Raw genomic sequence first — 19,661 nt, forward strand, 5'->3', positions numbered from 1 at the left:
AGTTCCGTTTAGGAACGGTCTATCCGGAAAAAGAGGGGGCTGCCGGAAAGACGTCCCCCCTTCGAAAAAGGGGGGACTGGGGGATGTTTCGTCTTCGCCTGCTAGGGTGCGCTGATGGTGTAGAGGGGGCTCTCCTCGCTTCCCGGGTTCACTACCTGCAGCCTGATTTCCTTAGGGGTCGTGTCGTAGGGATGGCGCTGGTAGACGAGCTGGTTGCATCCCAGGAAGATGAGCTGATCCCGCTCTCCTACTGCCGGCCTGCCGGTCGCTACCCGGTTCCCGTCCACCACCAGCACCGACGTCTGCTGGAAGTTCCTTCCGCTGATCAGCAATTCATAGTAGCTCACGAAGTCATTGCCGATGGAGACGTTGAGGATCTCGGGTTTGGCGTCGATGACGAGGGCGAGGTTGCCGCTGGCGGCGTCGGAGGGATTTTTCACCTGTACCTGGTGGAGCCCGCCCGGCAGTTGCGGTACGGAGAAGGCGAGTGCGGCAGAGGAGATGAAGCGGGTAGAGACGGCGGCCCCGTCGAAAAGGACGCGGGCGCCGGGCTGGAAGTTGCTTCCGGTGAAGAGTACCTCGCGCTCGCGTCCGCTCGCGCAGACGGCGACGTTGTCGGGGGAGAGCCCGCTGGCGACCGGCCTGAGCGGTTGGATAGTGAAGTTGAAGGCCCGGCTGGTGGAGCCGTCCTCCCTCTTGAGGTAGAAGGCGTAGACGCCGGCGGGGAGGTCGGGAAGATCGAAGGTGACCGTTTTCCCGGCGATCACGTTGCCAGTCAGCTGGACGGTACCCAGGAAAGGCGTGGTGCCGGGGGTGAACCCGGTGCCGTTGACGGTGACGGTCATGCCGGGCTCACCCTGGGCGGGGATGATGCTCAAGACGGTGATGGGAGGAAGCTTTCCCTGCTTCGGGAGTTGCTCGCCTTGGGCAATCGAACCAAGAGCGGCCAGAACGAAGACGAGGACGAAGAGGATCAGTTTGCGGAACACGGCACCTCCCTTTCTACCGGATGGCTCATAACAGCGGCTGGCTGGGGATTCTTATTAAAACATACCCCCGGGGCACCTACTTGTCGAGGGTGAGGGCCAGCCAGGTTCCGGCCAGCAGGAAGATGAAGTTGGTGGCCCAGGCCGCCACCACCGGCGGAAGCACCCCGGCCTGCCCGAAGGAGAGGATGACCGAGTTGACCACCACGTAGAGAAAGCCGATGGCGAGGGAGAGCCCGACGCCGACGGCGATACCGCTCGAGCGGCCGCTCCTCAGGGCGAAGGGGGCTCCCAGGAAGGCCATCACCGCGCAGCCGAAGGGGCGGGAGATCCGGCCGTGCATCTGGGCCAGGTAGCGGGTGGGGTCGTACCCCCCCGCCCGGAGCTTGTCGCAGTAGCGGCGCAGCTCGCTGATGGTCATGCTGTCCGAGTACTTGCCGAGCACCTTGAGGTCGTCCGGTTTGAGCTTCAAGTCGACGGGGAGGGTGGCGGCGTTCCTGGTGGCCGAGATCTCCCCGCCGTGAAACTCGCGCACCACCGCCTCTTTCAGCACCCACCCGCCGGGGGTGAGCACGGCCGAGGTGGCGTCGACCCTCTGTTCAGGGTCGGTGGTGCCGGTCCGCATCTCCCACAGGGTGATCCCCCTGAGCTCTCCCTTGCCGGGATCGAAGAGGGCGGCCCGCAGGATAGTCCCCTCCTCCCGGTGCCAGATGTTGTGCTGGCGGAAGTAGGTGCTCGGGCTCTTCTTCTCGATCAGCACCTCCTGGATGTAGGTCCGCTGGGCGTAGCTGCGGGGGATGATCAGCTCGCCCCCCACCAGGCTCAGCACGCTGACGGCCAGCGCGATGCCGAGGATGGGGGCGGCGATGCGGCCGAGGCTCACTCCGCAGCTCCTCATGGCGGTGAGTTCGGAGCTCATGGAGAGGGTCCCCAGGGTGAGGAGGGTGGCCATCAGGACCGCCAGGGGGATGGACTCGTTGACGATCTCCGGGATCTTGGCCACGAAGAAGAGGACGATGTGGTAGAGCGATCCCCCCTTGCCGGTGAAGCGGGCGATCTTCTCCATGAAGTCCACCACCAGATAGATGGCGATGAAGGCCCCCATGCAGAGCATGAGCATCCTCAGGTAGGCCTTGGCAACGTAGCGCGATAGAATCCTCATCCTCTCCCTTTCCTCCCCAGGCGCTCGACCAGCGCGAGCCTCAGGCGGCGGAACTCGACGGTCAAGGGGAGCGGCTCCTCGGCGGCGGCCTTTCTCAGCAGGTAGATCCCCAAGAGAAGAAATATGGCATTCGGGCTCCAGCTGGCGAGGGCCGGGGAGAAGATTCCCCGCTCGCCAAGGGTCTTGGCGCCCGAGAGCATGATGTAGTAGAGCAGGATGACCCCGATGCTCACCGAGAAGCCGGCCGCCTTGCCCGAGCGGCGGTTCTGGATGCCGAGCGGCAGAGCAATGAGGGCGAAGACGAAGCAGGAGAACGGAAGCGCCAGCCGGTTGTGGTATTCGAGCCGCATGGAGAGCCGGTCCTTGGCGGAGGTCTTGGGCGGCGGATTGAGGAGCTCCTCCAGGTTCATCTCCGATTCGCCCTTGGTCGCCTCCGGCCCGGCAGGGAGCGACACCCTCAGGTCATACTCGCTGAAGCCGGCCAGCCGGTAGCTTCCCTTGTCGGCCAGCCGGTGGATGCTCCCGTCCCTCAGGTGGAACTCCACCGCGTTGGCCTTGCGGTCGGAGATGAGCGCACCGCCGGCGGCGAAAATGGTGGAGGGGTTGGCTGGGTCCCGCTCGTCGTGGATGATGACGCCGCCGATGGTCTTCTGGTGCTGATCGAAACTGTCGGCGTAGATGACCAGGCCGGGGAAGGCATCGTTGAAGATCTTCTCCTTGATGACCACCCCCGCGCTGTTGCGGGCGATCTCTACCAGGAGCTGCTTGAAGGAGTTGTTCCCCCAGGGGACCCCGAAGACGGCGATGGTGAGGCAGGCGGCCCAGGCGAGGGCGGCGAAGCTCAAGGCGGGGGGGAGCATTCCGTAGAGGCTGATCCCGCAGCTCTTCATGGCGGTCACCTCGCTGTCCCCGGACAGGCGGCCGAAGGCCAGGAGAATGGCCATCAAAAGCGCCATGGGGACCGTGTACAGCCAGAAGGAGGGGAGGAGGTAGCCGATCATCAGCGCTACCTCGCGCACCGGTACCCCCTTCTCGACCACCATTTCGGCCAGCTTCAGGAATCGGCCCATCAGCAAGACGAAGGTGAAGGTCGCCATTCCCACCAGGAAGGGAGGAGGTATCTCCTTGAATATATAGCCGTACAGGGTCCTTTTCATGAACTGTGCATCTTACATGAGTTACCGGGCGAAGTAAATGACGTCGTTTTCCCCCTCCGCCGCGGCACCGGGGCTCTCCCCCACCCGTGCCCGGCGGGGAACCGGTCGCCGCCGGATCGTCCTGGGCCGCCTCCTGAAATTGAGGGAGCCTCTTTGCCCCCTTGTTCGGGCGGAACTTTTGTTGTACAAGGGAGGTCATGGAAAATAAAGAGATCATCAAGAAGGCGCTCCTTTTTTCGGGGCTCGAGGACCGGCACCTCCTGGAGGTTGCCGAGATAGCGGTCCGCCGTCCCTTCGCCAAGGGGGAAACCCTCTTCACCGAAGGGGAGAAGGCGGAAGGTTTCTACCTGCTGGCCTCCGGCGGCATCAAGCTCTGCAAGATCTCCCCGGACGGCCGGGAGAAGGTCCTCCACCTGGTTCACCCGGTGGAAACCTTCGCCGAGGCCGCCTTCTTCGGTGACGGGAGCTATCCTGCCGAGGCGCGCGGGGTGGAAAAGGGCGAGGTGCTCTTCTTCCCCCGGGGCGCTTTCATGGGGCTCCTCGAGCGGAACCCCCGCTTCTCCCTCAACCTGATCGCCTCCCTTTCGGTGCTCCTTCGCCGCTTCGCCCGCCAGATCGAGGAACTCTCCTTCGCCGACGCTCCCAGCCGGCTCGCCTCCTACCTCCTCGATCTCGCCGCCCGCAAGAGCACGAGCTTTCAGGGAAAGACCTACCTCGAGCTCGACATGAAAAAGGGGGAGCTCGCCTCCCGGCTCGGGACGGTCAGCGAGACCCTCTCCCGCACCTTCAGAAAACTCAAGGACGACGGAGTCATCGAGGTCGACGGCAACAAGGTCGTCATCCTCAACGCGGAAATGCTGAAGCGGGTGGCGGGGCGCTAGCGTCCCCCACCTTCCTCGGCTCCCGCATCTTTCCCGGGTTTCCTTCGGCTTCTCCCGTCTTCCGTCTCCACGCTTCCAGCACCCGGCTATCCTCTCTTTCTCGCGGCACCCGCCATCCGGTTTGTCCGCCATCTCACGGCACCTTCTCCCGGGGTTCCGGCCCTTTCTCAGACCCTCCGCCGCCCATTCATCGGCCGTATCGTCAGGTCGACATTAGACCGCTTCCGCGCTTCCCCTCGTTAAATCCCTGAAACCACAATACTAATTAAATTAAATTTCATAAATAAACAATAATCCTTGATATGCCATGAGAGGCTGTTATAATTTGCCCCTGCCGCAATCATGAAGATACCTGCCGGAGGCAGCTTGGACTGGGAATGCTGTTGGAGTAGAGAGGAAATAGCCGCCGACGCCTGCCCCTACATCGGGGAGGGGGAGGAGGATCTGTACGGCTCCCAGCGCCGGCGGGTGGTGGAGAAGTGCGTTGAATGCCCCCGTTTCAAGAACGATCTGGCCCGCATGAAAGCCGAGGGGCATCCCCTCTCGGATCTCCTCCCCTACATACTCGCCGAGTTCCAGGAGCAGAAGTCCCAGATGGGGGCCATGCTGAGCTTTTTGAACAGCAAGACCCGCGAGATCAAGTTCCTGCGTGAGGTAAGCCTGGTCCTGCAGACCTCGATCGACATCGACGAGGTCCTCTCGGTGGCCATGACCGCCATCACCGCCGGCAAGGGGTTCGGGATGAACCGGGCCTTCTTGCTGATGACCGACAAGGAGCGGCGCAACATCAAGGGGTACCTCGGGGTGGGGCCGCGCGACTACGAGGAAGCATGGCGGACCTGGGAGGACATCAGCCGGTCGAACTTCACCCTGAAGGAGCTGGCCAAGAACTTCCAGAAGACCAAGCTCACCTCGGAGAAGGTCAAGTTTCACGACATCCTGGAGCAGCTGACCGTTCCCCTGGCGGACCAGGGGCATATCTTCAACCGGGCTCTGCAGGGGAAAAAGCCGATCCTGGTGGAGAACGCCCTCAATAACCCGGACCTCGACCGCGGCCTGGCCCGCATCCTCGGGGTCGACTGTTTCCTGGTCATGCCGCTCATCTCCAGAAACCGGAGGGTCGGCATCATCATCGCCGACAACTGCATCACCCACAAGCCGATCACCCTGCAGGACATGCAGTCCCTGGAGACCTTCGCCTTCCCGGTCGCCTTCGCGCTGGAGCGTGCCTCCCTCTACGACCGGCTGCAGGAGGAGGTCACCAAGCTCAAGCTCGCCAACCAGAAGCTTTTCGAGCAGCAGGCGTTGATCGTCAAGATGGAGAAGATGGCGCTGGTCGGCAAGATCACCTCCAGCATCGCCCACTCCATCCGCAACCCCCTGATGGTGATCGGCGGCTTCGCCCGCACCCTCCTAAAGGCGAGCGCCGAGGACGACGAGAAGCGGAGCTACCTGGAATCGATCGTCCGGGAGGCCCGCCAGCTGGAGACCGTCCTCTCCGAGGTGCTCGACTATTCGGAGTCGCTCTTCCCGGTCATGGACTTCTGGGACTTGAACGAGCTGGTTTCGGCGACCCTGGCGGACCTCTCAGAAGGGATCGAGCAGGCGGGGGTGGTGCTGGTGAGCGAGCTCTCCCCGGACCTCCCCATGGTGAAGATCGATTACAAGCAGATCGGCTACTGCATAAAGACCATCGTGAGCACCGCGCTCTCCCACCTGGCGCCGGGAGGGGAGCTGCGAGTCGCGAGCCAGAAGGATGCGAGCGGCGTGCTGCTCGTCATCACCGACACCGGTCCCCCTATGAGCGAGGAGGACCAGGAGTCCCTTACCGCCCCGTTCTTCCAGACCCAGGAGATGGGGGCCGGCGTGGGGCTCTCCCTCTGCCGGACGATCCTGGAGCGGCAGGGAAGCTCCCTCACCCTGGCCGCCAGCCCGGCCGGGGGGAACACCTACCAGATCAAACTGCTGACGAGAAAGGAGAGTATCTAGTCATGGCGAAATTGCTCGTGGTGGACGACGAGGCCAACATCCGTCTCCTCTACTCCCAGGAACTGAGTGACGAAGGGTATGACGTGGTGACCGCCGCCAGCGCTATCGAGGCGGCAGAGAAACTGCAGTCGGAGACCTTCGACCTGGCGGTTTTGGACATCAAGCTGAAAAACGAGAGCGGTATCGATCTTTTGCAGCGGATCGTGAAGGAGCGTCAAAACCTCCCGGTCATCCTCTGCACCGCCTTCTCCTGCTACAAGGACGACTTCTCGGCCTGGCTTGCCGAGGGGTACGTGGTGAAGTCGAGCGACATGCAGGAACTCAAAGACGAGATCAAGCGGGTCCTGGCCAAGAGACAGAAGGCCGCCGCCACTGCAAGCTGAACCGGAACCTGGCAAACTGACAACAACCTAACTGATGCAATGGAGGTGGTGACTTTATGAAGGCTGTCATTATGGCTGGGGGCTTCGGTACCCGCATGCAACCCCTTACCTGCAACATACCCAAACCCATGGTTCCGCTTGTGAACCGTCCCATCATGCTGCACATCGTCGAGCTCCTCAAGAAGTACCAGATCACGGACCTGGTGATGCTCCTCTACCACCAGCCGAGCGTTATCAAGAACTTCTTCCGCGACGGCGCCGACCTGGGAGTCCGGATCACCTACGTCACTCCCCTGGAGGACATGGGAACCGCCGGCGCAGTGAAGTGCGCCGAGAAGTACCTCGACGAGCGCTTCCTCATCATCTCGGGCGACCTGTTGACCGACTTCAACCTCCAGAAGGTGATCGACTTTCACGAGACCAACAAGGCGCTCGCCACCATCACCCTCACCTCGGTGAAGGACCCCCTGCAGTTCGGGGTCGTCATCACCGACAAGGACAAGCGGATCACCCAGTTCCTCGAGAAGCCCGGCTGGGGCGAGGTGATCTCCGACACCATCAACACGGGTATCTACGTCCTCGAGCCGGAGATCTTCAAGTACATCCCCGAGGGGGAGAACTTCGATTTCTCCCAGGACCTCTTCCCGCTCCTTCTGAAGAAGAAATCGCCGCTCTTCGGCTTCCCGGTCAAGGGATACTGGCGCGACATCGGCAACACCGACTCCTACCGGGAGGCCCACCACGACATCCTGAAGGGGAAGGTGAGCGTCAAGATCGACGAGCCGAGGAGGGAGTCGGCCGGCAAGGACCTAAGGCTCGGGCTCGACGTGCGGCTTGGCGATGGAACGGCCACCGAGGGGACCGTGGTGGTGGGGGACAACTCCCAGGTCAAGGGGGGAGCCGAACTCAAGGACTGCGTGATCGGCAGAAACTGCACCATCGAGCCGGGGGTGAAGCTCTCGCGCTGCGTGATCTGGGACAACGTCTTCATCAAGAAGGGGGCCAAGATCGTCGACGCCGTCATCTGCAACAACGTGAGCGTCGGCCAGTCGACCGTCATGGAGGAAGGTGTGGTGATCGCCGACGACACCTCCATCGGCGAGGAGAGCTACATCAAGAGAGACGTCAAGGTCTGGCCGCGCAAGGTCATCGAGGCGGGCTCCACGGTCACCGGCAACCTCATCTGGGGTGAGCGCTGGAAGAAGTCCCTCTTCGAGGGGGAGATGGTCAAGGGGCTCGCCAATATCGAGCTCACTCCGGAATTCGTGGCCAAGCTCGGGTGCGCCTACGGCACCTCGCTTCCCAAGGGGAGCCACGTGCTGGTCGGCCGCGATTCGACCCTTTCCTCCCGCATGCTCAAGCGAAGCTTCCTGGGGGGGATCCTCTCCGCCGGGGTCAACGTCCGCGATATCAGGATGGTCTCGCTGCCGGTCCTGCGCTACAAGCTCCGCACCTTCGGCGAGGTGGGAGGGGTGCACTTCCGCCAGTCGATGGAAGACCCGGCCACCACCGAGATCGTCTTTCTGGACGCGGATGGCCTCGACTTTTCGAGCTCGATGGGGAAAAACGTCGAGCGCATCTTCTACAAGGAGAACTTCCGCCGGGCCCACCACATGGAGCCGGGGGGGATCACCGAGCTCCCGCAGGTCCTCGACTTCTACCGCGAAGGGTTCTTCCGCGGCCTCGACCAGCAGGTGATCCGCAACAACGGCGCCAAGGTGGTGATCGACTTCAACCACTCCGCGGCCGGCCAGATCCTCCCCCAGATCCTCAACGATCTCGGTGTGGAGGTGATCGGGCTCAACACCTACCTCGACGAGCAGCGCGGCTTCAAGAGCCTGGACGAGAAGCCCAACAGCCTCCAGCAACTCTCCAAGATCGTGGTCACCTTGGAGGCGCGGGCGGGCTTCTGGCTCGATCCCAACGCCGAAGAGGTGGTGCTGATCGACGAGACCGGAAAGATCTATCCCCCGGAAGAGCTCCTCTCGCTCATCACCGCCCTGGTCCTGAAGAGCGGGGCCAAAGGGGCCTTCGCGGTGCCGGTCTCGGCCCCTTCGGTCATCGAGCAGATGGCCGGGGAAAACGGCTGCTCGGTGAGAAGGACCAAGAGCATGGAGCGCGCCATGATCGAGGCCGCCATCTCCCCGGAGGTGGTCATGGCCGGCTCCATGGGGGGGCGCTTCGCCTTCCCGAAGTTCCAGGCCGCCTTCGACGGGATGTTCACCATCGCCAAGACCATCGAGCTGGCCGCCGTCTGCGGGATGCCGCTCTCCAAGGTGTTGGCCGAGGTTCCCCGCCGCTCGTTCCTGCAGGGGAAGGTCCCCTGCGTCTGGGAGAAAAAAGGGGGGATCATGCGGAAGATGAGCGAGGACAGCCTCGACAAGGAGGCAAGCTTCATCGACGGCATCAAGGTCACCTTCGGCCAGGACTGGGCGCTGGTGCTTCCCGACCAGTACCAGCCCTTCATTCACGTCGTGGCCGAGGCCAAGGATCCCAAGACCGCCCAGCACCTTTTGAACGACTACATGCAGAAGGTCGACCGCTGGAAAAAGGAGCTGCCGCAGTAGAGGAGTTCACTCTCTCCCAGGCGATTTAGCAGCCGAATCGGCGGCCCCCTGACCCCCAGGACGTGGGAAGGGGGCCGCTTCCGTTAAAGAGAAAAGCCGTAGTGACGAGGTGACCGTGACCGCACCGCTGTGCGTCTCCTTTCTCTGGCACATGCACCAGCCTTTCTACAAGGACCCGGTGGCCGGTGAGTACATCCTCCCCTGGACGTACCTCCACGCGATCAAGGACTACTACGACATGCCGGCCATCGTGGAGGCATCTCCCGAGGCACGGGTGACCTTCAACCTGGTCCCGTCGCTCATCGAACAGCTCCTCGACTACGCCGCCGGGACCGCGGTCGATCCCTTCCTGGTCCGGGGGAAGATGGCCCCGGCAGACTTGGGGGAAGACGACCGCCTCTTCATCCTGGAGAACTTCTTCTCGGCGAACCGGCAGCGGATGATCGAGCCTAACCCGCGCTACCTGGAGCTCTTCTCCCTGGCGGGACAGGGGATGCCGGGGACCAGCCGGCGGGCGCTGCGCCGGCTGGGGGACCAGGAGATCCTCGACCTCCAGGTCTGGTTCTACCTTGCCTGGACCGGCGAGGCCGCCCGCCGCCACTTCCCGGTTTTCGGGGAGCTGATCCGCAAGGGGAGGGGGTTCACCGCCGCCGATAAGGAGCTTCTCTTCGAGACCCAGCGGGAGCTTATCGGGAGGATCGTGCCGCTGTACCGGCGGCTCCAGGAGGAGGGGAGGATCGAGATCTCGGTCACCCCGTATTTCCACCCGATCCTTCCCCTCTTGTGCGATACGGAGATCGCCAAGGTGGCGTTACCCCGCGCGCATCTCCCGAGACGCCCCTACTGCCACCCGGGTGACGCCCGCGTCCAGGTGAAGAAGGCGCTCTCCTACTTCGAGGAGCTCTTCGGCGCCCGCCCCCGCGGGATGTGGCCCGCCGAGGGGGCGGTGAGCGACGAGGCCCTCGCCATCATGGCGCAGGAGGGGCTCTGCTGGACCGCCTCCGACGAGGGGGTGCTGGCCCATACCCTCCCTGCGGGGCTTGGGCGGGAGCGGGAGGCCATCTACCACCCGTACGCGTTTTCCCAGGAGGGACGCGACCTGGGGATGTTCTTCCGCGATCACCTCCTCTCCGACCTGATCGGCTTCACCTACTCGCAGTGGGACAGCGAGCGGGCGGTCCAGGATTTCGTCTCCCGCCTGCAGGGGGTCCGCCAGCGTTCCCATGGGAGCCGGGTGGTTCCTATTATCATGGATGGGGAAAACGCCTGGGAGTATTTTCCGGTCAACGGCTACCCCTTTCTCACCCGGCTCTACCGCGCCATCGAGAAGACTCCCGGTCTCGAGACCGCCACCTTCTGCGAGGTGCTGGAACGGGTCCCGGAGCGAAGGGCGCTGGGTCATGTCCATCCCGGATCCTGGATCAACGCGAACTTCGCCATCTGGGTGGGGCATCGCGAGAAGAACCTCGGCTGGGAGGACCTCGAGAAGGCACGCAGGAGAGCGGTACAAGAGAGCCGCGCGGTGGCCGGGCTCCTCGAGGGAAGGGAGGTAGACGACCCCGCCGCCCGCCTGGCCTGCACCTCGCTGCAGGCCGCCCAGGGGAGCGACTGGTTCTGGTGGTACGGCGACGACCATTACTCGGCCCACGCCTTGGGCTTCGACCTTTTGTTCCGCAGCCACCTGATGAACGTCTACCGCCTGCTGGGGCTAACGGTCCCGGACGAGCTTCTCAAGCCGATCAAGCGGCAGCACGCCCCCGGCTTCGTCCGCGAGCCCTCCTCCTCCATCACCCCGGCCATCACCGGAGCGGTCACCGATTACTTCGAGTGGCTGGGGGCGGGGCTCTACGACCTGACCAAGCTCTCCTCCGCCATGCACGCTGGGGAGGGGACCCTCCAGTCCCTCTACTACGGCTTCGACCGCGACCATCTCTATTTCCGGGTGGACGGGGTCCACTCGTTGGAAAAGGTGCTGGGAGCAGCGGACCACCTGGTGATCCATCTGTCGGTGAGGGGAAGGTGGCGGGTGGAACTGGATCCCGGCCGCGGGGAGGGAGAGCTTCAGATCGAGGAGGGGGCGGGGTGGCAACCTTCCGGTACCGGTGCCCGCTGGCAGGTGGGTAAGATCGCCGAGGCCGCCCTTCCCCTTGCGCCTCTGGGGCTTCTCCCGGGAGACGGTTTCCTGGTTTCCCTGTTCCTGGAGAGAGATGGGGCGGAGTCCGGCCGCTGGCCGGTGGACGGGGAGCTCCTTCTCGTCTGTCCCGGTGAGGGAATGGAGCCCGAGTGAAAAGTCTATGTAAAATAAGGGGTTTTGTGCCGGGCGGAGACGGTGTGCCGGCCGGCGGGGCTTCCCGGTTTGGGCCTTCCGGCTGCCGGGAAATGCCCTTCCGAGAAAACCCTTTACTTGGCTGGGGTTCTAATCTAAAATACCCTATTATATCGGTATGTTAGAGGTTTTCACATGAAGATTCTTTTTGTTGCCTCCGAGGTTACTCCCTTTGCCAAGACCGGGGGGCTCGCGGACGTGGCTGGCGCACTCCCCAAAACCCTCCGTGCCCTGGGCCACGATGTCCGGATCATGATGCCCTTTTACTCGGTTGTCGAGCGGGGCGGCATGGCGGTAAGGAAGGGGCGCAAAAGCGCCTCGGTCTTTGTCGACGGTGCCGAGAAGAAAGGGTTCCTCCGCCAGGCGGCGTTGGGGGACATCCCCGTCTACCTCATCGAGAACAAGGAATACTTCACCCGCGACGAGCTCTACGGCACCGCCAGCGGCGATTATACGGACAACGCCGAGCGTTTCTCCTTTTTCTGCCGCTGCGTGCTGGAACTCTTGAAGAAGATGGATTTCCGCCCGGACATCATCCACTGCCACGACTGGCAGACCGCGCTGATCCCCCACTATCTTAAGCACGAGAGGAAGAACGATCCCTTCTTCGCCAGGACCGGGATCATCTTCACCATCCATAACCTCGCCTACCAGGGACAGTTCCCCCCCGAGATGATGGAGACCATGGGGCTTTCCCCGGAGTGCTTCAACATCGACGGCCTGGAGTTCTACGGTAAGATCAATCTCATGAAGACCGGCATCCTTTCCGCCGACCTGGTCACCACGGTTTCCGAGAACTACTGCCGGGAGATCCAGACCGAGGAGATGGGGTGCGGGCTGGACGGCGTGCTGCGGACCAGGAAGGACGACCTGGCCGGCATCCTCAACGGTGTCGACTACGAGGCGTGGAACCCGGCCACCGATAAGGACATCATGAAGAACTACAGCCACGCTTCCCTCTCCGGAAAGGTGGTTGACAAGATCAGCCTGCAGCGGCTGATGGGGCTCGCCAGTGGGCCGGACATCCCGCTCATCGGCATGGTCTCGCGCATGGTGGCCCACAAGGGTTTCGACCTGATCGCCGATCTCCTCCCGCAGCTGGCCAAGGCTCCGCTGCAGCTCGTCCTGCTCGGTTCGGGCGACGAGCGGTACATGAAGGCCTTTGCCGACGCCAAGGCGAGCGGTGCCCGCAACATCGCCTTCTCCACCGGCTTCGACCATGCGCTGGCTCCCAAGATCTATGCCGGGAGCGACATGTTCCTGATGCCCTCCTTCTTCGAGCCGTGCGGGCTCGGACAGCTGATCGCCATGCGCTACGGGAGCGTTCCGGTGGTGCGCAAAACCGGCGGCCTGGCCGACAGTGTCTTCGATCCCCGCGACAGCGAGCGGACCCCCAACGGGTTCGTCTTCGAGGAGTACACGGCGGAGGCGCTCTGGGATACCATCAACCGCGCGCTGGCGGCCTACCAGGACAAGACCTTCTGGAAAAAGCTGATGCGGCGGGGGATGAGCTCCGATTACTCGTGGCAGAACTCGGTACACAAGTACCTCGACCTGTACCGCAGGGCCCTGTCGAGAAGGGGGGTGACCGGCGATGCTGCCAAATGACGATCTGGAAGCGCTGGCGGCCGAGGTCCGCAAGCAGATCCAGAACAACAACAACTTCCTGGAAAGGGTTCTCGACGAGGATTATGACGACGAGGATGGAGTGGGCGACGAGGAACCGGTAACCGACGAGGACATCGAGGAGTTCGAAGAACTTTAACGTTCTCCTCCCTACGCGGAAAGGTGGCCCCCCCCGAAGAACCTTTATCAGCTTCGGAACAACATGGAAAAGAAAAGGCCGGCAGAGAGGTTTCCCTCTTCTGCCGGCCTTTTATGTTTGGGCTGGTGGTGGCTTACTTGGCGGGCTGCTCGGGGACCACGTCGCCGGGAGCCACCTGGATGGCGTTGGAATCTGTCGGGGCCGGTGCTGGCACGTTAACCGCGGGTGCTGGGGCCGGAGCCTCGGGGGGCGGGGAAACCGGGCGGACCGGCTTGATCTCCGAAACCGGAGCCGGGCGGGCCGGGGCCGGTGCCGGCGTAACCGCGGGCGCGGGCTGGGAGGCGGCCGGTGTAGCCGGGGTGGCCGGCGCCGCATCGTCCTTCCCGCCGAAGAGCGGTTTCTTCAGCTTGAGCAACGACATCATGTCGTCGAACTGCCGTGCGTAGAGGGAGGAGACGTCGTGCCCCTTCGCCACCGCCGACGATTCGCTCTGGGCGAAGGCGGCGTTGATCCCGGTAAGGGTCTTGTTCTTCACGTCCACCTTTTCGCTCAGGTTGGCCTTGGCCTCGTCGAAATCGGGGTACTGCAGCCCGAGAAGCGGAGCGTAGGAGAGCGCGCTCCTCCGGAAGTTCGGGTACTCCCACAGGATGGCGCCGTCGCGGTCCAGCAGCTGGGCGGTCATGGTGAGGTAGTTGAAGTCCGTCTCCAGGTAGGCCAGGTAGTTACTCGCGTAGATCTTGGACTGCATGGTGATGCCGCTCACGGTGACCACCAGCAGGGCGTCCAGCTGGTTCTCGTTCATGATCTGGCGGAGCTCGTCCTTCTTGAAGAAGTACTTGTTGTAGATGATTCCGGCGTCGTCCCGGCGCTCGCGGTTAGCCACCAGCCGGCCGAAGAGGGTGACCGGGTCACCGTCGAGCGGGCGAATCGAGTAGAAGATTGCCGCATCCCTCAGCCGGGCGGTCAGCTCCTTCTCGTTTTTCGCGTTGTAGCTCCGGGTCAGGCTGACCAGGGCCTCCTTGTCGGGGTAGCGGAGATCGGAGTCGGCGTCGGTGAAGAAGGGGGTGACGCCGACCACCTTGACCCGCTTCTCCAGGGTCTCCTGCGGGACGTTGTAATAGTTGTGGGCGCAGCCGAAAAAGGTACTGCTGCAGATGACGAGCAGGACCAGCTTGAATAGATTCCGCATGGGACGAGCCTCCTGTCTGTGCACGCTACAATCTCCCGGTTTTATAGCAGATGCTAACCGGGAGCGCCACAGGTTAAATTATTCGCCTTCCAGCATGATGAAGCCGACCTGGCGGCCGGTGTCCCCGCCGTCGCGGCGGTAGGAGAAGAAGAGTTCCTGGTTGCAGGATACGCAGTGGGTCGTGGTCTGGATCTGGCCGGGGGCGAGGCCGGCATCTTCCAGGAGCCTCCGGTTGGCGATCCCCAGGTCGAGGAGCCATTTGCCATCCCCCTGCTCCTGGGAAACCAGATCCCAGGCCTGCCCGGCTTTCACGAAGGCGTCGCGCACCGGCGTGTCCACCTGGTAGCAGCAGCCGCCGATGGCGGGACCGACCGCGGCCTGGATATCGCGGGGATTGCAGTCGAAGAGGTTGATCATCGCCTTGACACCCTTGGCCGCGATGTTGCCGGCCGTCCCTTGCCACCCGGCGTGGAGGGCAGCCACCACCTTCTTGACCGGGTCGTGGAGGAGGATCGGCACGCAATCGGCCACGCAGATGGCGATCATGATCCCCGGCTGGTTGGTGACGATCCCGTCGCACTCGAGCTTCAGGAAATGGGAGAACTCGGGGTTGGGGGCGTCGATGACCAAGAGGTCGGTGCCGTGAACCTGGGTCACGGTGACGAAGCGGTCCAGCGTGGTGCCGAAGCTGCGAGCCAGGAGGCTGCGGTTCCCCTCCACGTTATGGGGAGAGTCGAGGGTGTTGCTCCCGAGGTTGAGCGAGTTGTAGGGGGGGCGCGAGACACCTTCGTGACGTGTCGTGAAGCCTGCCACCACCTTGTTCCCTGCCATCCTCGGTTTCAGATACTGAATCTTTCCCGCTTTCTGCATGTCCATCGTTCCCATTCCTCCAGCGACCTGCGTAAATTGTTTAGTTAGAAGTCCCCCTTTGGAAAAGGGGGATTCTGGGGGATTTTGTTTGCTGTCACCAGCTGCCAAATCCCCCCCCAGCCCCCCTTTCTCAAAGGGGGGAGCTTAAAGGATCTGAGTCACTCCCCGCGTCCGTCAAGGTAGGCCAGGATGCCGGCCATGTCCTCGGGGAGCTCGGTGTCGAACTCCAGGTATTCACCGGTTACCGGGTGCAGGAAGCCGAGCGTCTTCGCGTGCAGGGCGTGGCGCCCCATGTCACGGATCATCTGTTTCAGGGTCTGGTCCTTGATCCCGGAGAGGCGGTTGCCGCCGCCGTAGAGCTCGTCGGCCACCAGCGGGTGCCCGGACTCCGAGAGGTGTACCCTGATCTGGTGGGTGCGTCCGGTCTCCAGGCGGAGGCGGACCAGCGTCATCTCCGGGTAGCGCGCTACCACCCGCCAGTGGGTGATCGCCTCCTTGCCGTGGCGCGCTTTCCCCGACATCTTCTTGCGCTCCACCGGGTGGCGGCCGATCAGGGATTGGATCCTCCCCTTGTCCTCCTTGAGGCTCCCGTAGACGAGCGCCAGGTACACCCTTTTGATGGTGTGTTCCTTGAATTGCCCGGCGAGGGAGAGGTGTGCCCGGTCGCTCTTGGCTACCACCAGGGTCCCCGAGGTGTCCTTGTCGATCCGGTGGACGATGCCCGGGCGGAGCTCGCCGCCGATTCCGGAGAGGTCGGTGCAGTGGGCGAGGAGGGCATTGACCAGGGTCCCGTCCTGGTTGCCGGCTCCGGGATGCACCACCATGCCGGCCCCCTTGTTGATGACCACCACGTCGGGGTCCTCGTAGAGGATCTCGATGGGGATCTCCTCGGCCTGGGGTTCGGCCGGGACGGGAGGCGGAACCTCCACCGACACGGCGTCCCCCGCCCTGAGCTTCAGGGACGGCTTCTGCGGCTTCCCGTTGACGGTGATGTGGCCGGTTTCGATCAGCCTGAGGGCCGCCGAGCGGGTCAGTTCGGGAACGCTGCGGGCCACGAAACTGTCCAGGCGCTCCTGGTCGGTCTCCTCGGGAAAGATCAGCTCGATTGTTTGCATGGGGTCCTTATAAGAAAAGGGCGCCTTCCGAGGAAGCGCGCCCGTTGTCTACTCGCTAGGGAATTCGCTGGCGGACTACCAGATGGAAGACTCGATTTTTCCGGCCCTTTTGATCAGCACGTCGACCACGGCCAGATCGAAGATGTTGGAATCCGCGATCTCGGGGGCGACTCGTGACTGGAAATGCTCTTTGCCTTCGGCAAGCTCGTCGTGCAGAAGCTCGAAGATGTTGTCCTCCTTGATCCCCTGCTCGACCTTTTCGCGGTTGTACATCGCCACATCGGAGATGATGGCTCTGGCTAATCTGCGTGCCTGGTCCCGGTTGTCTATGAGGCTCATTGGTGTCTCCCGGCTGGAAATTTCCGCGCCACAATATACGCAGTTTTTGCCGAAGATACTACCGTAATCTTAAGGCAAAGTAGATATTGGCGTTTCCGCGCCTTACCAGGAGCGCCACCGTCCCCCGGGAGGAGGCCTCCCGCATCGTCTTCTGGTACTCGGCCAAGTTGCGGACCTTCTTCTGGTTTACCGAAACGATGATGTCGCCGCGCTGGATGCCGGCGTCCTCGGCGACCCCGCCTTCTTCGAGGTCGCTCACCACCACGCCGGAAAGGCCGCGGGCTTTCATGTCGGATGAAAGGTCCTCGACCGAGAGCCCGAGAGCCCCTGCTTCCCGCTCGGGAGCGCGCTGCGTCTGCGAGGGTGCGCTCTCGGCGGAGGTGGGGGTGACGAAGAGCTTGAGCGCTTTCCCTTCCCGATAGATTTCCACCTCGACCTTCTTACCGACCGGGGTATCGCCTACCAGCCGCTGGAGCTGGCGGACATCTTTCACCTTCTCCCCGTTGAAGCCGGTGATGACGTCTCCCTGGAGTATCCCCGCCTTGGCGGCCGGGCCTCCGGGGACGACGTCGTTCACGAGCGCCCCGTAGCTCTTCGGTAGCCCGAAGGAGCGAGCCATCTCGTCGGTGACCGACTGGATGGAGACCCCGAGCCAGCCGCGGCTGACGCTCCCCTTGCCGATCAGCTGGGTGACCACCTGCTTGGCCATGTTGACGGGAATGGCGAAGCCGATCCCCTGGCCGGCCGCCACGATGGCGGTGTTGATCCCGATCACCTCCCCGTAGATGTTGAGCAAGGGCCCCCCCGAGTTGCCGGGGTTGATGGAGGCGTCGGTCTGGATGAAGTCTTCGTAGGTCTCGATCCCCATGTTGGAGCGGCCGGTGGCGGAGACGACCCCCACGGTGACGGTGCGGTCGAGGCCGAAGGGATTGCCGATGGCGATCGCCCACTGGCCGACCTGCAGCTTGCTGGAGTCGCCCAGCACGGCGGCGGGAAGCGGTTCCTTGGCGTTGATTTTGATGACGGCGATGTCGGTTTTGGGGTCCGAGCCGACCACCCTGCCGGTATAGACGCTCTCGTTGGAGAGCTTCACCTGGATGGTCTCGGCGTCTCGCACCACGTGGTCATTGGTGACGATGTACCCTTCCTTGTTGAGGAGGAACCCGGAGCCGAGGCTGCTTTCGCGGCGGTACTGGGGACGGCTCCGCTCGCCGAAGAACTCTTCGAAGAGGGGGTTGGATTCGAAGAAGGGGCGGACCAGTTTCTTTCTCCCGATGGTGGAGATGTTCACTACTGACGGGGTGACCGCTTTTACGAGGTTGGTGAAGGCTTGCTGGGTAGCGAGGATGTCCTTGGGGACCTCCTTGACCGGGGCGTCCACACTCTCTTTTCTGTTCGACTCATAGAATGTGGCCGATTCTTTCTTCTTACAGCCGGCCACTGCGCTGGAAATGATGAGGCAGATAATGACAAGGCGGGAAAGTTTCATCTCTGGCTCCTTACATAAAAGAGGTTCGGCGGAAGAAGAAAGGCTACCCAAAAAAGGTGTAAATGTCAACCTCGTCCAATACTTGCATCGTTTCCCGGCGCCTTAATAAATAGGCCTTGACGCCGGATGCGCTTTTGCCTATATATTGCTTCCGGGGGTGCCACGTGCAAGAGAAAATCAAGCAGGAAATTCGGGAGATGAAGTTAGGAGAGAAGGTTCGCGGCCTGCGCCAGGAGCAGCGGTTGACGCTTCAGACTCTTGCCGATGCCACCGGGCTTTCCAAACCGCTGCTGTCCCAGATCGAAAACGACCAGGTCACCCCGCCGATCGCCACGCTTTTGAAGATCGCCAAGGGGTTGAAGGTCGGGATCCACTACTTCTTCGAGGAGACCGGCGACCGCCAGAAGTTCGTGCTGACCCGCGGGGAACCCAACACGGGGAGTCAGCGCCGTCCCGGAAGGGATCAGGTGCAGGGGTATATGTATAAGCCACTGGCCCCCGGCATGCGCCAGAAGAAGGTCGAGCCGTTCCTGGTGGAGTTCGAGCAGCGCGCCTGGGAGGATTCCCTCTTCTATAGCCACGAAGGGGTCGAGTTCCTCTACCTCCTGGAAGGAGAGCTCGAGTTTCACTATGCCGACCAGGTAATGACCCTCTACCCCGGCGACAGCATCTACTACGAGTCCTCGGAGCCCCATGGCTTCGTCTCGGCGGGCGAGATCCGCGCCCGCGCGGTGGCGGTCCTTTATACCAAGGGGTGACAACGTCCAGCCCTCGGCAGAGGGCTCCTGAAGAGAGGAGTAAGGCGGCCGCATCCTCTCAAGCGCCCTAGACAGCACCCCCACGACGGTCTTTCGCCAAAGGTTGCGGAAGACCGTCGTTTTTTTTGTCCGTACATTTGACAGCAATTTTTTTTGGTTTATCCTCTTAACTTATCTCCCCCATCACCCGATACGATGTAAACGCCGCCCGGACTGGATCTCCTCTTTCTCCAACTGAATCGAGTGCAGATGGCGTGTAGGCCGCACAAGGTCTCGGCGCGTCCTGCGGGCGGTATTGCGTAACCGGCATCCACGGGATGTTTTGGTTAGAGAATTTTAGTTCTTTTCCCTGCGGAAAGGCGTTGACAGCGGGGAGGCGCTTTGCTATAAAACGGGACTCCGCAGCAACGCTCTTTTGAAAATCAAGGCAAGGCCAGCCCGACGATGTGGAATGTGTGAAGTTTTTAACACAGTCCACTTCGAAGAAAAAAGAAAAAAACGGGTTGACAGCCGAGTCTGGATTGTGTAGATTGCGAAGTCTGCCGCAGCGAAAAGCGGCTTGGTCTTTGAAAACTAAATAGTAGACGAATCACATTGTGGGTCTATTTAAGTCAGTTGTTTTTGTTAAACAGAATCGAGCTTTCGGTTTTCATTTTAAACTGGAGAGTTTGATCCTGGCTCAGAA

16 protein-coding genes are annotated in these 19,661 nt (G+C 62.4%); 8 read left to right on the top strand and 8 right to left on the bottom strand.

Annotation, left to right across the window (positions count from 1 at the left end; genetic code table 11):
• Positions 1–101: 101 nt before the first annotated feature.
• From L4X63_RS21125 to lptF, 3 genes are all read right to left on the bottom strand, one after another.
• Positions 102–989 carry a choice-of-anchor Z repeating domain-containing protein gene (locus L4X63_RS21125; RefSeq protein WP_250680647.1) on the bottom strand — a complete coding sequence of 296 codons (888 nt, stop codon included), beginning with the start codon at positions 987–989 and terminating at the stop codon, positions 102–104.
• A gap of 76 nt (positions 990–1,065) precedes the next feature.
• Positions 1,066–2,148 (bottom strand): LPS export ABC transporter permease LptG, encoded by a 1,083-nt coding sequence (lptG, locus tag L4X63_RS21130; protein ID WP_250680648.1) that lies wholly within the window; start codon positions 2,146–2,148, stop codon positions 1,066–1,068.
• Positions 2,145–3,305, bottom strand: coding sequence for an LPS export ABC transporter permease LptF (lptF, locus tag L4X63_RS21135; RefSeq protein ID WP_250680649.1), 1,161 nt, complete (start codon positions 3,303–3,305; stop codon positions 2,145–2,147). The genes lptG and lptF overlap by 4 nt, the downstream gene beginning before the upstream one ends.
• 197 nt (positions 3,306–3,502) lie before the next feature.
• Here lptF and L4X63_RS21140 point away from each other — a divergent pair, with 197 nt between their 5' ends.
• The 7 genes from L4X63_RS21140 to L4X63_RS21170 all read left to right on the top strand — a co-directional run bounded on the left by L4X63_RS21140 (position 3,503) and on the right by L4X63_RS21170 (position 13,216).
• Positions 3,503–4,186, top strand: coding sequence for a Crp/Fnr family transcriptional regulator (locus tag L4X63_RS21140; RefSeq protein WP_250680650.1), 684 nt, complete (start codon positions 3,503–3,505; stop codon positions 4,184–4,186).
• Positions 4,187–4,552: 366 nt separating this feature from the next.
• Entirely contained in the window at positions 4,553–6,175 is a 1,623-nt protein-coding gene (locus tag L4X63_RS21145; protein ID WP_250680651.1) for a GAF domain-containing sensor histidine kinase, read from the top strand.
• Positions 6,176–6,177: 2 nt separating this feature from the next.
• Positions 6,178–6,558, top strand: a complete 381-nt coding sequence (locus L4X63_RS21150; RefSeq protein ID WP_250680652.1) for a response regulator — start codon at positions 6,178–6,180, stop codon at positions 6,556–6,558.
• A 56-nt stretch (positions 6,559–6,614) separates the two neighbouring features.
• Entirely contained in the window at positions 6,615–9,125 is a 2,511-nt protein-coding gene (locus tag L4X63_RS21155) for a mannose-1-phosphate guanyltransferase (RefSeq protein ID WP_250680653.1), read from the top strand.
• 115 nt (positions 9,126–9,240) lie between these two features.
• The gene (locus L4X63_RS21160; RefSeq protein ID WP_250680654.1) at positions 9,241–11,412 is read left to right on the top strand and encodes a glycoside hydrolase family 57 protein; all 2,172 of its coding nucleotides are present in this window, start codon (positions 9,241–9,243) and stop codon (positions 11,410–11,412) included.
• Between the two features lie 174 nt (positions 11,413–11,586).
• Positions 11,587–13,059 carry a glycogen synthase GlgA gene (gene glgA / locus L4X63_RS21165; protein WP_250680655.1) on the top strand — a complete coding sequence of 491 codons (1,473 nt, stop codon included), beginning with the start codon at positions 11,587–11,589 and terminating at the stop codon, positions 13,057–13,059.
• Entirely contained in the window at positions 13,046–13,216 is a 171-nt protein-coding gene (locus L4X63_RS21170; protein WP_250680656.1) for a hypothetical protein, read from the top strand. Before glgA ends, L4X63_RS21170 begins: the two co-directional genes overlap by 14 nt.
• Positions 13,217–13,349: 133 nt before the next feature.
• On the opposite strand, the gene L4X63_RS23785 is transcribed toward L4X63_RS21170, so the two are convergent.
• The 5 genes from L4X63_RS23785 to L4X63_RS21195 form a co-directional block, all read right to left on the bottom strand.
• Positions 13,350–14,405: a hypothetical protein gene (locus tag L4X63_RS23785; protein WP_284694751.1), complete on the bottom strand. Its 1,056-nt coding sequence runs from the start codon at positions 14,403–14,405 to the stop codon at positions 13,350–13,352.
• A 78-nt stretch (positions 14,406–14,483) separates the two neighbouring features.
• Entirely contained in the window at positions 14,484–15,281 is a 798-nt protein-coding gene (gene pgeF, locus L4X63_RS21180; protein ID WP_250680657.1) for a peptidoglycan editing factor PgeF, read from the bottom strand.
• A gap of 152 nt (positions 15,282–15,433) precedes the next feature.
• Positions 15,434–16,390, bottom strand: a complete 957-nt coding sequence (locus L4X63_RS21185) for an RluA family pseudouridine synthase (RefSeq protein WP_250680658.1) — start codon at positions 16,388–16,390, stop codon at positions 15,434–15,436.
• Between the two features lie 75 nt (positions 16,391–16,465).
• The gene (locus L4X63_RS21190) at positions 16,466–16,729 is read right to left on the bottom strand and encodes a hypothetical protein (RefSeq protein WP_250680659.1); all 264 of its coding nucleotides are present in this window, start codon (positions 16,727–16,729) and stop codon (positions 16,466–16,468) included.
• Positions 16,730–16,787: 58 nt separating this feature from the next.
• Entirely contained in the window at positions 16,788–18,218 is a 1,431-nt protein-coding gene (locus tag L4X63_RS21195) for a DegQ family serine endoprotease (protein WP_250680660.1), read from the bottom strand.
• 197 nt (positions 18,219–18,415) lie between these two features.
• On the opposite strand from L4X63_RS21195, the gene L4X63_RS21200 reads away from it, so the two are divergent.
• Positions 18,416–18,976: a helix-turn-helix domain-containing protein gene (locus L4X63_RS21200; RefSeq protein WP_250680661.1), complete on the top strand. Its 561-nt coding sequence runs from the start codon at positions 18,416–18,418 to the stop codon at positions 18,974–18,976.
• The last annotated feature ends 685 nt before the right edge of the window (positions 18,977–19,661 follow it).

This window comes from Geomonas sp. Red32 (genome assembly GCF_023652955.1).
Lineage (GTDB): Bacteria > Desulfobacterota > Desulfuromonadia > Geobacterales > Geobacteraceae > Geomonas.

Bases quoted from the DNA above. Each gene is read 5' to 3' on its own strand.
- L4X63_RS21185 (WP_250680658.1), bottom strand. From the start codon at position 16,390: ATGCAAACAATCGAGCTGATCTTTCCCGAGGAGACCGACCAGGAGCGC.
- L4X63_RS21200 (WP_250680661.1), top strand. From the start codon at position 18,416: ATGAAGTTAGGAGAGAAGGTTCGCGGCCTGCGCCAGGAGCAGCGGTTG.
- lptF (WP_250680649.1), bottom strand. From the start codon at position 3,305: ATGAAAAGGACCCTGTACGGCTATATATTCAAGGAGATACCTCCTCCC.
- L4X63_RS21190 (WP_250680659.1), bottom strand. From the start codon at position 16,729: ATGAGCCTCATAGACAACCGGGACCAGGCACGCAGATTAGCCAGAGCC.
- pgeF (WP_250680657.1), bottom strand. From the start codon at position 15,281: ATGGACATGCAGAAAGCGGGAAAGATTCAGTATCTGAAACCGAGGATG.
- L4X63_RS21195 (WP_250680660.1), bottom strand. From the start codon at position 18,218: ATGAAACTTTCCCGCCTTGTCATTATCTGCCTCATCATTTCCAGCGCA.
- glgA (WP_250680655.1), top strand. From the start codon at position 11,587: ATGAAGATTCTTTTTGTTGCCTCCGAGGTTACTCCCTTTGCCAAGACC.
- L4X63_RS23785 (WP_284694751.1), bottom strand. From the start codon at position 14,405: ATGCGGAATCTATTCAAGCTGGTCCTGCTCGTCATCTGCAGCAGTACC.
- lptG (WP_250680648.1), bottom strand. From the start codon at position 2,148: ATGAGGATTCTATCGCGCTACGTTGCCAAGGCCTACCTGAGGATGCTC.
- L4X63_RS21140 (WP_250680650.1), top strand. From the start codon at position 3,503: ATGGAAAATAAAGAGATCATCAAGAAGGCGCTCCTTTTTTCGGGGCTC.
- L4X63_RS21170 (WP_250680656.1), top strand. From the start codon at position 13,046: ATGCTGCCAAATGACGATCTGGAAGCGCTGGCGGCCGAGGTCCGCAAG.
- L4X63_RS21150 (WP_250680652.1), top strand. From the start codon at position 6,178: ATGGCGAAATTGCTCGTGGTGGACGACGAGGCCAACATCCGTCTCCTC.
- L4X63_RS21155 (WP_250680653.1), top strand. From the start codon at position 6,615: ATGAAGGCTGTCATTATGGCTGGGGGCTTCGGTACCCGCATGCAACCC.